This window comes from Sediminibacterium roseum (assembly GCF_009939005.1).
In the GTDB taxonomy this organism is placed as follows: Bacteria; Bacteroidota; Bacteroidia; order Chitinophagales; family Chitinophagaceae; genus Sediminibacterium; species Sediminibacterium roseum.
On sequence record NZ_JAACJS010000015.1, the window covers coordinates 588,154 to 601,582 of the forward strand.

General features: G+C 48.4%; 13 protein-coding genes. 6 read left to right on the forward strand and 7 right to left on the reverse strand.

Translation table 11 applies throughout. The features are described 5' to 3' along the window. Positions 1 to 147: 147 nt before the first annotated feature. Together GWC95_RS13660 and GWC95_RS13665 are read left to right on the forward strand one after the other, a co-directional pair. Positions 148 to 1,011, forward strand: a complete 864-nt coding sequence (locus tag GWC95_RS13660) for a helix-turn-helix domain-containing protein (protein WP_161819281.1) — start codon at positions 148 to 150, stop codon at positions 1,009 to 1,011. Between the two features lie 55 nt (positions 1,012 to 1,066). Next, positions 1,067 to 1,582 (forward strand): hypothetical protein, encoded by a 516-nt coding sequence (locus tag GWC95_RS13665; protein ID WP_161819282.1) that lies wholly within the window; start codon positions 1,067 to 1,069, stop codon positions 1,580 to 1,582. Between the two features lie 9 nt (positions 1,583 to 1,591). On the opposite strand, the gene GWC95_RS13670 is transcribed toward GWC95_RS13665, so the two are convergent. Both GWC95_RS13670 and GWC95_RS13675 read right to left on the reverse strand, forming a co-directional pair. Then, positions 1,592 to 2,311, reverse strand: a complete 720-nt coding sequence (locus tag GWC95_RS13670; RefSeq protein WP_161819283.1) for a LytR/AlgR family response regulator transcription factor — start codon at positions 2,309 to 2,311, stop codon at positions 1,592 to 1,594. Continuing rightward, entirely contained in the window at positions 2,308 to 3,339 is a 1,032-nt protein-coding gene (locus tag GWC95_RS13675; RefSeq protein WP_161819284.1) for a sensor histidine kinase, read from the reverse strand. Before GWC95_RS13675 ends, GWC95_RS13670 begins: the two co-directional genes overlap by 4 nt. A gap of 184 nt (positions 3,340 to 3,523) precedes the next feature. On the opposite strand from GWC95_RS13675, the gene GWC95_RS13680 reads away from it, so the two are divergent. The 3 genes from GWC95_RS13680 (at position 3,524) to GWC95_RS13690 (ending at position 6,935) form a co-directional block, all read left to right on the forward strand. Then, on the forward strand, positions 3,524 to 5,929 hold the full coding sequence (locus GWC95_RS13680; protein WP_161819285.1) for an outer membrane beta-barrel family protein: 2,406 nt from the start codon (positions 3,524 to 3,526) through the stop codon (positions 5,927 to 5,929). A gap of 78 nt (positions 5,930 to 6,007) precedes the next feature. Then, positions 6,008 to 6,445 (forward strand): DUF6526 family protein, encoded by a 438-nt coding sequence (locus GWC95_RS13685; protein ID WP_161819286.1) that lies wholly within the window; start codon positions 6,008 to 6,010, stop codon positions 6,443 to 6,445. A 37-nt stretch (positions 6,446 to 6,482) separates the two neighbouring features. Then, a complete protein-coding gene (locus tag GWC95_RS13690; RefSeq protein ID WP_161819287.1) occupies positions 6,483 to 6,935 on the forward strand; it encodes a GNAT family N-acetyltransferase in 453 nt (150 codons plus the stop codon). Positions 6,936 to 6,963: 28 nt separating this feature from the next. Here GWC95_RS13690 and rfbD read toward each other — a convergent pair whose 3' ends face one another. From rfbD to GWC95_RS13710, 4 genes are read right to left on the reverse strand one after another with little or no spacing between them, the layout of a single operon-like run. Continuing rightward, the gene (rfbD, locus tag GWC95_RS13695) at positions 6,964 to 7,848 is read right to left on the reverse strand and encodes a dTDP-4-dehydrorhamnose reductase (RefSeq protein WP_161819288.1); all 885 of its coding nucleotides are present in this window, start codon (positions 7,846 to 7,848) and stop codon (positions 6,964 to 6,966) included. A 10-nt stretch (positions 7,849 to 7,858) separates the two neighbouring features. Then, complete coding sequence (locus tag GWC95_RS13700) at positions 7,859 to 8,842, reverse strand: UDP-glucuronic acid decarboxylase family protein (protein ID WP_161819289.1); 984 nt, start codon at positions 8,840 to 8,842, stop codon at positions 7,859 to 7,861. Between the two features lies 1 nt (position 8,843). After that, the gene (locus GWC95_RS13705) at positions 8,844 to 10,154 is read right to left on the reverse strand and encodes a UDP-glucose dehydrogenase family protein (protein WP_161819290.1); all 1,311 of its coding nucleotides are present in this window, start codon (positions 10,152 to 10,154) and stop codon (positions 8,844 to 8,846) included. Between the two features lies 1 nt (position 10,155). Continuing rightward, on the reverse strand, positions 10,156 to 11,286 hold the full coding sequence (locus GWC95_RS13710; RefSeq protein WP_161819291.1) for a DegT/DnrJ/EryC1/StrS family aminotransferase: 1,131 nt from the start codon (positions 11,284 to 11,286) through the stop codon (positions 10,156 to 10,158). A 149-nt stretch (positions 11,287 to 11,435) separates the two neighbouring features. On the opposite strand from GWC95_RS13710, the gene GWC95_RS13715 reads away from it, so the two are divergent. After that, positions 11,436 to 12,701 carry a 3-deoxy-D-manno-octulosonic acid transferase gene (locus tag GWC95_RS13715; RefSeq protein ID WP_161819292.1) on the forward strand — a complete coding sequence of 422 codons (1,266 nt, stop codon included), beginning with the start codon at positions 11,436 to 11,438 and terminating at the stop codon, positions 12,699 to 12,701. On the opposite strand, the gene GWC95_RS13720 is transcribed toward GWC95_RS13715, so the two are convergent. Further along, positions 12,674 to 13,381 carry a hypothetical protein gene (locus GWC95_RS13720; protein ID WP_161819293.1) on the reverse strand — a complete coding sequence of 236 codons (708 nt, stop codon included), beginning with the start codon at positions 13,379 to 13,381 and terminating at the stop codon, positions 12,674 to 12,676. The two genes, GWC95_RS13715 and GWC95_RS13720, sit on opposite strands and share 28 nt — an antisense overlap. Positions 13,382 to 13,429: the final 48 nt, after the last annotated feature.

The following is a 13,429-nucleotide window of genomic DNA, read 5'->3' on the forward strand; positions in this document are numbered from 1 at the left end:
TTTCAATTAAAACGCCCGACGGCGTTGACTAAAAAGCAAAACTATTTCCCCCGTTTGTAGCCTGCAGTACTGTAGCGTCCAAAAATCTTGCTTAAAAGTTCAGCGCGCATTTTAACATCCAGCATACAGCAGCCAATACACAACACCATGTTTAATTTTTACGAATTCAAATTCCAGCAGACAGATCGTTTACGCCTGCTCACCTGTGGCGATTCGATGCTTACGTTTTACAATTGCCCGCTCGAAAACAAGTTTGCCGATATATGGAGCCAGCACAACTATATCATTTATGTGGTTGAGGGAAGAAAAGTATGGCACACCGCCCACGGCGCTTTTGATCTGAAGCGGGGCGATTGCGTTTTCATCAGGAAAGGCGCAACGATCGTTGAACAGTTCTTTGATGGATCGTTTTGCCTGGTGATATTTTTTATTACCGATGATTTCATCCGCGAAACGCTGAAAACAAAATCGAAACCGATCAACGGTGAATGGAGACATTACAACCCGGTGATAACGATCAATAAAAACGAAACCGTTGGTTTGTTCTACAGTTCCATGCTCGCGTATTTCGAGGCCAAAATGATGCCGGATGAATCGCTGGTTGAACTTAAGTTCAAGGAACTCATTCTCACGGTTGCCGACGACCCGAAAAATGAAGAACTGCGCTCCTATTTCTGTTCGCTTTTGCAGGAGCCGCAATCCGTTTCGCTGCAAAGGGTGATGAACGATAACTACTGCTTCAACCTCAAACTCGAAGCGTACGCCCAACTCAGCAACCGCAGCCTCTCGGCGTTCAAACGCGATTTCAGTAAACTTTTTGGCACCACACCCGGCAAATGGCTGCTGGAAAAACGGCTGAAGCATTCCATGCGCCTGCTTACCAGCGAGGACAAGACCGTGAGCGAAGCCGCCTTTGAAAGCGGTTTTGAAAACACATCGCATTTCAGCCGCGCATTCAAGGAACGGTTTGGCATTTCACCAATGGCTGCGCGCCAGCAGCAGTTGGTATAACACTATATTTTCTTACTTTGGTAAAACAATACCTCACCAACATCCATCACCAAAAATGACACCCAGAACCCTGTTCACGATCGTATTGAAAGTGCTTGGCATCTTCTTTATAAGGGATGTGCTGGCGTTGCTGCCGCAGGTACTGGTATATATAAAGTTCCTTGCATCCGGTGACCGCGATAATACTTTATCAGAGTTCGGTATCTTTCTCCTGGTAACGCTGGTTCATGTGTTTATCTGTTACCTGCTCATCTTTAAAACAGAAAGCCTGGTCGAAAAACTAAATCTCCCGGCATCTTTCAACGATGAAACGATCACATTGAACATTCATCGTTCAACTGTGTTGAGCATATCGATCGTTGTATTGGGCGGACTGATACTCGTCAAACAAATTCCCGAATTCTGCAGGCAGGTGTATGTCTATTTCCAGTACCGGACGATGGTGCATGCTGAAGTAAACCCCGCCACCGGACCCATGATCCTGGCCGGCGCACAGATCGTGATCGGTTTATTGTTGCTGGGCAACCAGAGAGATATTGTGTCTCTTGTTGAAAAGAAAAAACGGAAATAACATTTCCTGCTATTTATCCCTGACCAACCTGAAGAACTGTTCCCTATACGTTTCCCCTAAAGGAATTTGTTGTTTGTTGATGTAGATGACATTTCCATCCACCATCGAAATCTTATCAAGGGAAATGATATAGGATTTATGAACGCGGTAAAACGGCGGCCGAGGCAACTGCTGTTCCAGCTCCGTTAACGTGTGGTAGGTTGCAATACGCTGATCGTTTGTGAACACCGAAACATAATTTTTCAACCCCTCGATGTACAGAACATCACTGTAATTTATTTTGATGAATTTGTTCTTGCTTTCTCCTTTTACAAAAAAATAATCCTGCTCATCGTTTTCCGTTGCAATGGTTTCTGTTTCGGGCCGAAGCTGGTTGTACGCTTTTTGCGCGGCCTTTACAAAACGTTCGAATGCCACGGGCTTGAGTAAATAATCGATCACCTCGTGCTCATACCCTTCGAGCGCGTATTCGGGATAGGCCGTGGTAAGAATGAACCTGCACTTATCACGAGCGATCTTCAGGAACTGCATGCCGGTTAGTTCGGGCATTTGTATGTCGAGGAAAACAAGATCTATATCACCATGCTGTATGCGCGTAAGCGCGTCGATGGGGTTCGTGGCTGTGCCTGCGAGCTCGAGAAAGGGAACGCGGGTAACGTAGTCGGCGATGATCTGCACGGCGTACGATTGGTCATCCACCACAAAACACCTGATCGTTTTACGGTTCATAATTGTATGCTGAGTTCTGTTTTGTAATAAGCGCCGTCGTCGGTAACATGCAGCTCATGTTTACCCGGGTATATCAGTTCCAGTCGCCTGCGCACATTGGGCAAACCGATCCCGCTGGAGTGATCCTTCTGCTGTTTGTTGATCGCATTGGCAACCTGCAGCTTCAATTCGTTGTTACCAATCGTTAAAACGATCTGTACGGGTTTCGACGGATCATTGACCACGCCATGTTTAAAAGCGTTCTCAAAAAAAGGCACAAGCAACAGGGGCGCGATCATTTTTCCTTCCGGCTGCCCTATCACCCGCATATCCACAAAAAAATGATTTTCGAACAACATCCCGCAAACCTCGGTGTAGTGCCGGATGTAATCCAGTTCTTTTTCGAGCGAAACTTTTTCATCGGCGCTATCGGTAAGCATGTAGCGCATGAGTTGGGAAAGGCGGATCACCGCATCCGCCAGTTGCTGAGATACAGGATAGGCAAGCGAATAAATATAGTTGAGGGTATTGAATAAAAAATGAGGGTTGATCTGCGATTTGAGAAAAGAAAGTTCGGCCTTCATCTTTTCCTCGCGGAGCTGTTTGTTCTCGCGCTCTTTCCGGTAGGCCTGCTGAACGCCCCATATCACAGCGCTGAGGGCGATCACGGGAACACCGCGGTATATATTATCGATGATGTACCATCTGATCGTGGTTCCGTCCCCATAATTCCTGAACCCAAATACCGCGGGATAAAAAGTTTCCTCGAGCAGGTAGCGGCAGACCACAAACACAAACGGCGACGCGATACAGCCCAGTACCGCGAGCACCATGCGCCTGCGCTGAATGAGGTTTGGATAGATGAGCGCATAACAAAAATAAAAAGTGGCGGCCAGTGAAAGATCGTACGATGTATTCAGTATGGTTACATAACCCGGGTCGTTCTTCTCGCTTTTGCTGTCGGGGAAGAAAAATATACCAATCACCTGGTAGGCGAAATACAAAAGCCAGCCAAGCAAATGCAACCAGGTGTATCTCTTTTTTTCCATACTGCAAATCTACGGGTGTTAAACAGGGTCGTTGCTTTTTTACACCAACAACCGTTTTTGTTATCCCAACCGGAAAATACGCCAAATCCGGCGTTGGTGTAATAATCCCGCGGGTTGGGATCATATTATTTTCAACAGCGCGCAGCCGCCACATCTTTGACCCGTAAAACCAAAAACACGCTTTATGAAAAAGACCGCCGCCTGTTTACTGATCGCCTTTTTTGCAACCGCTTCCTGCCTGTTTGCGCAGAGCGCCGTGTTAAAAGGCAAAGTTGTGTCGCAGAAAGGAAATGGTTTGCAAGGAGCAACCATTGTATTGGTGCAGCTTCCCGACTCATCGCGCGCCTCCATACAAACCGCCGACGCCAATGGCAACTATGGTTTTTCGAAGATCAAAAACGGCACCTACGTGGTAAAGGTTTCGATGACAGGTTTTGTTTCGCATACCAGCGAGCCCTTTACGGTAAAAGGCGATGGATTGATAAGGCTGGTTTCACTTGCAGAAGAAGCGGGTGTATTGAAAGATGTGACCGTTACGTCGCTCACACCCAAACTGGAACAGAAAAGCGACCGGCTTGTTGTAAACGTAGAGAAGATGAACACGACAGGCGATAATGCACTCGATGTGCTGAGGAAAGCGCCGGGCATCCGCCTCGACAAAGACGATAACATCCTTTTCAGGAACAACGGCGGCGTGGTGGTGCTGATCGATGGAAAACGCAGTTACATGAGCGGATCGGAACTAAGCAATTACCTCAAGAACTTACCCGGCAATGTGATCAGCAAGATAGAACTCATTGCAAACCCGCCCGCCAACTACGACGCGGAGGGAACAGCGGGTATCATCAACATCAGGCTGAAACGAAACAAACTGCAGGGCATTAACGGAACGGCAACGGCAACGGCCTCGTATGGCCGGTATGGAAAAGCATCCGGTGGTTTGAACCTGAATTACAATACAGGCAAGATCAGCTCGTACATACGCACCAATGCAGGGTACTCCAATTCATACAATGAGCTGAAGCTCGGTCGTACGATCGGCTCAGAACTTTACAACCAGGTCAATTACTGGCATCCCATCGGCAGCAGCTACAGTTACACGGCGGGAGCAGATTACTTCGCAAGCAAAAAACATACGTTTGGCTTTCTCTTCAGGGGATACAATTCGCCGCAGCATGCAGAGGTAACCAGCAATTCCGTAACACTGAACAGCGCAGGTGCCAAGGTTAATGGTGCAGACATGTTCAAGCCGCAGCACACAAACGGAAGGTCCTATGTTTTTAACCTGAACTATGCGTTTGAAATAGATACTACCGGGCAGAAGCTCAGCATGGATGCGGACTACATCAATGGCGGCAATACAAACACGGAACAATTTTTCAATGCATACGTTGATGCTGCAGGGAAACTGATCGGCGACACGATCAAACTGCGCAACAACAATCCTTCTTCGTATTCCATTCGCTCTTTCAAAATGGATTATGTATATCCTTTTGCAAAAACCTGGCGCCTGGAAACAGGATTGAAAAGCAGCCGGGTATCAACAGACAACGACGCACGTTTTGACTCACTGAAAACAGCGGGATGGGTGACGGATCCAAAACGTTCCAATCATTTCCTTTACGATGAGAACATCAACGCATTTTACCTCACCGTAGATAAAAAGATCGGAACCCTGTTTGAAGTGAAAGCGGGGCTGCGCGCGGAACAGACCCGGTCAACCGCAAACTCGATAGGAAGCGGAACACCCGAAGTGAAAAGGGATTACTGGACACTTGCACCAAGCTTCTTCCTTACTTATCATGCAGGCGGCGACAACCAGTTCAATCTTTCCTACAGTGGAAGGATCAGCAGGCCGGGATATGGCAGCCTGAACCCGTTCACTTTTTACAGCGATCCATATACGGCCATCAAAGGCAACCCTTACCTGCTGGCCTCGTTCTCGAAATCGTTCCTGTTTAGTTACAATTTCAAAAATTTCCAGGTACTTAGCCTGAGTTATATCAAAGTAGACAATACCGTAACCAACATCATCACGCAGAATGATGCGACCAAAGAAAGCATTGCCGAGTACCAGAACATGGGCAACACGAAATCATTCAGTGCAACCAGTGCAGGAAGTTTCAACATCACCACCTGGTGGAACATGAATGCAGAGCTGGATGGCGCATATGATATTGTAAATAGCAAGGTACAGTCGGTGGACTATCATGCAGAAAGGTTTTCATGGTCGGGCAACCTCGACCAGACATTCATCCTTCCCTCAAATTACAAGATCCAGTTAACGGCCATGTATTATTCAGCTTCTGTAAGCGGATTGGCGAGAACCCTGCCTGGCTCACAGGTCGACCTGGGCATCAACAAAACGTTCCTCGATAAAAAAGCGACGATCAGCTTTAAAGTGCGTGATGTTTTCTTTGGCAACCGTTACAGGAGTGTGCTTCAATACAACAACGTAAACACAACCTGGCAGAACGAGTGGGAGAGCCGCCGTTTTTCGCTTAGCTTCACATACCAGTTCGGCAACATGAAAATCAAAGCGGCAAGGAACCGCAGTACCGGGGCATCTTCGGAACAGAACAGGCTGTGATGAAGTTGGCGGCAGACACGTTCTGCGGGTGCAGAGCAGGTGAAGGTCGGCTGGCTCATTTTTTGCAATCCCTTTACCATGAAACAACAGAACTACAAAAACCATGTCCGCTATTACCCGCTCCATCATTTTGTGTTTCTTCCATTGATGGGATTTCTCGTGGTGTTGGGTGTATGGAAAGCATTTGTTGATGAGCCTGATCGTTTGGCCTGGATCCTGTTCAGCATTGTTTGCTTCTGTATACTGTTCCTTGCGATCATGCTCAGGCAACATTATGCACTGGGCAACCAGGACAGGATCGTAAGGCTTGAGTTTCGTTTGCGCTATTTTGAGTTGTTTGGAAAGAACACACAGGAGATTGAGAAAAAATTGTCTTTTTCGCAGATTGCGGCACTCAGGTTCTGTGACGATGAAGAATTTAAAATACTCCTGGACCGCGCCTTAAAAGAGGGAATTTCAGGTGATGAGATCAAACGTTCGATCCGCAACTGGGTGGGCGATTATATGCGCCTTTGATGTTTGCAATAAACCGGTCCTGTTTGTAAATTTGAAGATGCACACACTTCAACGAACCAACTCAGCAAACAACGACTTTATTGAGCTCGTAAAACAGCTCGATGCGGACCTCGCAACAAAAGATGGGGATGACCATGCCTTTTACAACCAGTTCAACGGCATCGATGCCATCAAACATGTGGTGGTGGCTTATGAGAACGGAGAAGCCATTGGGTGCGGCGCCATCAAGGCCTTCGACAACGAGGCAATGGAAGTGAAACGTATGTTCGTGTCACCAACGCATCGCGGTAAGCGCATAGCCACAGCGGTTCTCGCGGAGCTGGAAAAATGGGCGGCGGAACTCTCTTTCAAAAGGTGCGTGCTTGAAACGGGGAAGCGGCAGGCAGATGCGGTTCAGTTGTACCAGAAAAACGGCTACCACGTCATTCCCAATTACGGCCAGTACGCCGGTGTTGAAAACAGCATTTGTTTTTCAAAATCGATCGAATGATCCGGGAAATTCAAAACATTGGGGAAGATCAACCTTTGCTCTCCGCAAGCAGTTGCAAACACTTGCGCAGGCTTGTTCTCCAATCTTTCAGCTGAATACCAAAATCTTTGCTGACCGCTCCTGTGTCCATCACAGAATAGGCCGGCCGTTTTGCGGGTGTGGGATAGGCAGAACTGGGTATCGGCAAAATTTCACAAGGCAAGTTCGCATCATCGCGGATGGCTGTTGCAAAATCGAACCAGGAGATCACGCCCGCGTTGCTGAACTGGTAAATGGAATTTTTCACCGCGTTTCCACTGTTTACCGAATCAATGATCGTGATGATCAATTCGGCAAGGTCTGCAGCGTACGTGGGTGAGCCCAACTGATCGTTTACCACTTTGATCCCGGTCCGTTCTTTCATCAACCGCAGCATCGTTTTCACAAAATTATTCCCGTGCGAGCTGTACAACCACGAGGTTCGGATGATGATCGTTCCGGGGTTAGCGGCCAATGCATGCTTCTCTCCTTCTGCCTTGGTAAATCCATAGTAGTTTACCGGTTCTGTTGCGGCATCAGCGCGGTACGGTTCTGTTCCGTTGCCGTTGAATACATAGTCGGTGGAGACTTGTATGAGAGTACAACCACATTGCGCACATTGCTCAGCGATCACGCGTGGCGATGTTGCGTTGATGGTATAAGCCAGCTCTTTTTCGGTCTCGGCTTTGTCTACCGCAGTATATGCGGCGCAACTGATAAAAAAAGAAGGTTTGTGTTTTTCAAAAAAAGCAGGGATCGTTGCAGGTTGTGCCAGGTCAAGGTCATCGCTGTCGATAAACAGGAATTCGTACGCGTTTGCATGAACCGATTGTTGCTGCAGCTCCCATCCCAACTGGCCATTTTTACCGGTTACAACAACAAGCGGTTTCAACATGCGGTACGGTTTATTTTTTTGCGGTAAATTCTTTCGGCTGTTTCGACCATTCCTCTTCGGGCAGCGACCTGAAATAATCGTAGGTTCTTTTCAGTCCTTCTGCCCTGTCGATCTTTGGCTCCCACCCAAGAATTTCCCGGGCTTTGGTGATGTCTGGCCTGCGTTGTTTTGGATCGTCTACCGGCAGTGGTTTGTATGTGATCTTTACAGAAGAGCCTGTAAGTTTCAGCACTTCTTCCGCAAAATCTTTCAGCGAAATTTCGTTCGGGTTGCCTATGTTCACGGGCATTGAGTAGTCGCTCATCAATAAACGGTAAATACCGTCCACAAGGTCGTCTACATAACAAAATGAACGTGTCTGGCTGCCATCGCCAAATACCGTAAGGTCCTCGCCGCGCAATGCCTGCCCGATGAATGCGGGGAGCGCTCTTCCATCATTAAGCCTCATGCGCGGGCCATAGGTGTTAAAAATGCGGACGATGCGTGTTTCAACCCCATGAAATGTATAGTAGGCGCGTGTGATGGATTCCATAAATCGTTTGGCCTCATCGTATACGCCGCGCGGGCCAACGGGGTTTACATTGCCCCAGTATTCTTCTGTCTGCGGATGCACCAACGGATCCCCATACACCTCGCTTGTTGAAGCAACCAGTATGCGTGCCTGCTTCGCCTTGGCAAGCCCCAGGCAGTTGTGTGTTCCCAGCGCGCCTACTTTTAATGTCTGGATCGGGATCTTCAGGTAGTCGATCGGGCTCGCCGGCGATGCAAAATGCAGGATGTAATCAAGGTGTCCCGCGATATGGATATACGTGGAAACATCGTGATTGTAAAACTCGAATTCCGGCAGTTTGAACAGGTGTTCAATGTTTTTGAGATCGCCTGTGATGAGATTATCCATCGCTATCACGTGATAGCCTTCCCTGATGAACCGGTCGCAGAGATGCGAGCCCAGAAAACCGGCCGCACCTGTTATGAGTATTCTTTTTGCTGGCATATTATTTCGCTATTGGACGACCGATGCTTTCGTAGTGATAGCCAAGGTCCGAAATATATTTAACGTCGAACAGGTTTCTTCCATCGAATATCACTTTGTTCCTTAGCTTGCTGTTGATGATCTCAAAATCGGGTGTACGAAACTCGCTCCATTCTGTTGCGATGATCAATGCATCTGCATCGTTGAGTGCATCGTACTGGCTTTCGGCGTAACTGATCCTGTCGCCGACCGATTTTTTTACATTCGGCATCGCCTCCGGGTCAAAGGCAACGATCGTTGCACCTTCGTTGATGAGCGCATCAGCCAGGTACAGGGCGGGCGCCTCTCTTATATCGTCTGTATTGGGTTTGAAAGCAAGCCCCCAGAGTGTGAAGCGTTTCCCCTTCAGATCATTGTTGAAGTATTCCCTGATCTTGGGCAGCAGGTGAAGTTTCTGGAGTTCGTTCACCTGTTCTACCGCTTTCAATATTTTGAAATCGTATTTCACTTCTTCCGAAGACATTACCAATGCCTGCACATCTTTCGGGAAACAGCTTCCGCCGTAGCCGATGCCTGGGAAGAGAAAACGTTTACCGATCCTTTCATCGCTGCCGATCCCCCTTCGTACCATATCCACATCAGCACCCAACCTCTCGCACAACTGCGCGATCTCGTTCATGAAAGAGATCTTTGTAGCAAGGAACGAGTTGGCCGCGTATTTTGTAAGTTCCGCTGATTTCTCATCCATAAAGATCACCGGGTTTCCCTGGCGCACAAAGGGGGCATATAAATCGGTCATTATTTTTCTTGCCCGCTCTGAGGTTGTTCCCACCACTACGCGGTCTGGCTTCATAAAATCGTCAACCGCAACGCCTTCGCGCAGGAACTCCGGATTGCTCACCACATCAAATTCACCTTTGAAGTTTTCTGCGATGGCCTTCTGTACTTTTTCGGCTGTGCCTACGGGCACGGTGCTTTTGTCTACGACCACCTTATAATCGGTAAGCAGCTTTCCCAGCTGGGATGCAACGCCTAAAACATAACGCAGATCCGCCGCGCCATTTTCCCCCGGAGGGGTGGGCAATGCAAGAAATACGATCACCGCATCTTTTACGCCTTCTGCAAGATCGGTTGTGAATGTAAGACGTTTCTCTTTGAGGTTGCGAAGGAATATCTTTTCAAGTCCCGGCTCATAGATCGTGATCTCGCCCGCCGACAATTTCTCCACTTTATCTGCGTCGATATCTATGCATGTTACCTTGTTGCCTGTTTCTGCAAAGCACGTACCTGTAACCAGTCCAACATAGCCCGTTCCTATTACTGCGATCTTCATATTATCGGTTTAAGAAATTCAGTACCTGTTGTGTGATAAATGTTAACTGTTCTTCGTCCATTTCCGTATGCACGGGCAGAGAGATCACCCGCCCGGTGAGCGAGTCGGTAGTGGCAAGATCCAGTTCGGGCAGTTTGAGTGATGAGAACATTTTTTGTTTGTGCCCGGGTACCGGGTAATATATCATTGAAGGTATTTTCTGTTCTGCGAGATGGGCGCTCAACCCGTCGCGATCCGCATCGTTCAGTAAAATAGTGTACTGGTGGTATACGTGATCGCTGTACGGCGCAACAAACGGAACGGTAATGTGCTTATTTCCCTCTAAGGCTTTGTTGTAAAACGCTGCTACTTTACGGCGCGCCGCATTGTATTGATCGAGTCTCTTCAACTTAACATTCAGCACTGCTGCCTGCAATGTGTCCAGGCGCGAGTTGCAACCTACCAGCTCGTGGTAATATCTTTTTTCCTGTCCGTGGTTGGCGATCATCTTTAGTTTATGCGCGAGCGCTTCATCGTTCGTGAAGATCGCACCGCCATCGCCGTAGGCGCCGAGGTTCTTGCTTGGATAAAAAGAAGTGGTTCCGATCGTTCCGATGGTCCCGGTTTTCTTTTTTGTTCCATCTGAAAAAGTATAATCGCAACCAATGGCCTGTGCATTGTCTTCGATCACGTACAGGTTAAACTCCTTTGCGATCTGCATGATCTCTTCCATCGGCGCCGCATGCCCGTATAAATGCACCGGTACGATCGCTTTTGTTTTTGGGGTGATGGCCGCGCGCAACGACTGTGGATCCATACAGAATGTTTTGGGATCCACCTCTACAAATACGGGTTTCAGTTTGAGCAAAGCAACCACTTCGGTTGTGGCGATGTAGGTGAAGGAAGGAGTGATCACTTCATCACCGGGCTGCAGATCGAGGGCCATCATCGCGATCTGGAGCGCATCGGTACCATTTGCGCAGGGAATAGTGAATTTTGCACCGGTATAGGTGCTCAACGCAGCGGCGAAATCCTGGACGGGTTTGCCGTTGATGTATGCCGCACTGTCAAGTACCGAATGTATGGCTGAATCTATTTCATCTTTTATGTGCAGGTATTGAGTCTTTGTATCAACCATCTGGATTGGGCGCATGATCATGGTTTAGAGCGGCGAAATTAGCGAAAAACAAGCGAAAAGCGGCAATTTACAGGCACGAAGTAGGAGTCTGCCCGCCCTCATTTCATCCTTCAAATTTCCCACATGGTTCTTTATTCGTTTCTTTGTGCCATCAACTCCCGCCTATGATTGCGTACCGGCTTTTCATACTGTTGTACCCTAAAATCGTATGGCTCTTGCGCTTTACCAATCCGAAAGCCAGGCTTTGGGTAACCGGCAGAAGGGGCATCTTCAAAAAACTGGCGGCCGCTTTTTACAAAAACAGCAAACCTGTGGTATGGATGCACTGCGCATCGCTCGGCGAATTTGAACAGGGAAGACCCGTGTTGGAAGCGCTCCGCAGGGAATACCCGTCGCATTGCTTATTGCTTACTTTTTTTTCACCGTCCGGGTACGAGATCAGGAAAAATTACGATGGTGTTGATCATGTTTTTTACCTGCCCATGGACTCCCCCTCCAATGCGTCGCGGTTCCTGAATATCGTTCAGCCTTCTTTGGTCCTGTTCGTAAAGTATGAATTCTGGTTTTACTACCTCAGCGAAGCAAAACAAAGAAACATCCCTTTGCTGCTTGTGTCGGGCATCTTCAGAAAAGACCAGTTGTTCTTCAGGTGGTACGGCGGTGCGCACAGGAAAATGCTTTCTTTTTTTACCTGTCTTTTTGTACAGAACCAGGCATCGGCTGCGCTGCTGGAAAGCATCGGCTACGAAGAGAATGTAATGCTCAGCGGCGATACCCGTTTCGACCGCGTGATCAGCATCGCGAACGGCTTTGAACCCGTACCGGTGATCGGTGAATTTTGCGCGAACAGGACGACCATTGTTGCGGGCAGTACGTGGACAGACGACGATGAAGAGCTGGATCATTTCGCAAATACAAACCCATCCCTCAGGTTTATCATAGCCCCACACGATATTGGAAAAGACAGGCTCATCGAATGCCTGCAGCTTTACAAAAATGCCATCCTGTATTCAGATTATGAAAGGGCGTTGCAGCAGGGAAGATCGGTGCCTGCAGACATCAACGTGATCATTATAGACAATGTGGGCATGTTGAGCAGGCTTTACAAATACGCAGCGGTTTGCTATGTAGGCGGTGGCTTTGGCGAGGATGGCATCCACAACATACTCGAGGCTGCCGTGTACGGCAAACCCGTGGTTTTCGGCCCTGTTTACGATAAATATTTCGAGGCAGAAGAGTTGCTCGACCGCGGAGGCGCATTCAGCATAAGTGATGCGCTTGAGCTGGAAGCGTTGTTAAAAGACCTGCTTGAAAAACAAACACTGTACAATGCAGCGGCGGCGGCGGCCGGTAAATATGTAGCAGACCGTGCAGGAGCAACGGAAAGCGTGGTTCAATTTATTCAGGCGAACCGTCTCTTGATCAACTGATCAAATAATTTCACGGTTTCACTGTTATCGGGCCAGCTGAGTTTTACTTTCAGTTCGCGCTGTATCCAGTATTCCGCTTCGGGGTAAATGGTGAATGCGTTGATGGTTTTCAAACTGCGCTCGTACATGTTCTCATCGCCTCGGAAAAGGTCGTTCACAAACAGGAAACGGTCGTTGATCCCGATCGCTTTTTTCAGGTCGCGGATGGGTGCACCCTGCAATGCATGGGCCACTTCCCTTTTTTCTTCCTTCAGTTTTTCATTCAGGCTCTCGCCGGGCTGAGCGAATGAGTGGTTGTATTCAACAACTGGTGCGGCAACCTGTGTTGTCTCCACGCGTTTCACGGGCTCCTGCGGAGCGGCAACAGCCGCTTCCTGCTGATGTGCCAGGGTTGGAATTTCTATGGGTGATTCAAAGATCCAGTTCGCGGCCTGTTCTTCTTTGGCAGGTTGTTTTGCCTGCGGCACAGGAGCGGTTTCCATCTTTTCTTCCGCAACAGGGATGGGTGAGCCCGAGACCTTGGGCAGAACAACAGATATCTTACCTGCCGCGGCCGGGCGCACTTCGGCCCGCTGCAGTTCGGCGAGCAATAGCTGGGCCGTAACGGCCATCTTTTCAGCGCCGGCCTGTTGCTCAAACTGTTCTTTGAGTTTGTTTATCAAGGTGCCCACTCTTTCCATCGGATGTAATACATTTGGGGGTTACCAAAAAACAGGGATCGTTTAAAG

Excerpts from the sequence above, each read along its gene's own strand:
- GWC95_RS13660 (WP_161819281.1), top strand. The coding sequence starts at position 148 with ATGTTTAATTTTTACGAATTCAAATTCCAGCAGACAGATCGTTTACGC.
- GWC95_RS13665 (WP_161819282.1), top strand. The coding sequence starts at position 1,067 with ATGACACCCAGAACCCTGTTCACGATCGTATTGAAAGTGCTTGGCATC.
- GWC95_RS13670 (WP_161819283.1), bottom strand. The coding sequence starts at position 2,311 with ATGAACCGTAAAACGATCAGGTGTTTTGTGGTGGATGACCAATCGTAC.
- GWC95_RS13675 (WP_161819284.1), bottom strand. The coding sequence starts at position 3,339 with ATGGAAAAAAAGAGATACACCTGGTTGCATTTGCTTGGCTGGCTTTTG.
- GWC95_RS13680 (WP_161819285.1), top strand. The coding sequence starts at position 3,524 with ATGAAAAAGACCGCCGCCTGTTTACTGATCGCCTTTTTTGCAACCGCT.
- GWC95_RS13685 (WP_161819286.1), top strand. The coding sequence starts at position 6,008 with ATGAAACAACAGAACTACAAAAACCATGTCCGCTATTACCCGCTCCAT.
- GWC95_RS13690 (WP_161819287.1), top strand. The coding sequence starts at position 6,483 with ATGCACACACTTCAACGAACCAACTCAGCAAACAACGACTTTATTGAG.
- rfbD (WP_161819288.1), bottom strand. The coding sequence starts at position 7,848 with ATGTTGAAACCGCTTGTTGTTGTAACCGGTAAAAATGGCCAGTTGGGA.
- GWC95_RS13700 (WP_161819289.1), bottom strand. The coding sequence starts at position 8,842 with ATGCCAGCAAAAAGAATACTCATAACAGGTGCGGCCGGTTTTCTGGGC.
- GWC95_RS13705 (WP_161819290.1), bottom strand. The coding sequence starts at position 10,154 with ATGAAGATCGCAGTAATAGGAACGGGCTATGTTGGACTGGTTACAGGT.
- GWC95_RS13710 (WP_161819291.1), bottom strand. The coding sequence starts at position 11,286 with ATGCGCCCAATCCAGATGGTTGATACAAAGACTCAATACCTGCACATA.
- GWC95_RS13715 (WP_161819292.1), top strand. The coding sequence starts at position 11,436 with ATGATTGCGTACCGGCTTTTCATACTGTTGTACCCTAAAATCGTATGG.
- GWC95_RS13720 (WP_161819293.1), bottom strand. The coding sequence starts at position 13,381 with ATGGAAAGAGTGGGCACCTTGATAAACAAACTCAAAGAACAGTTTGAG.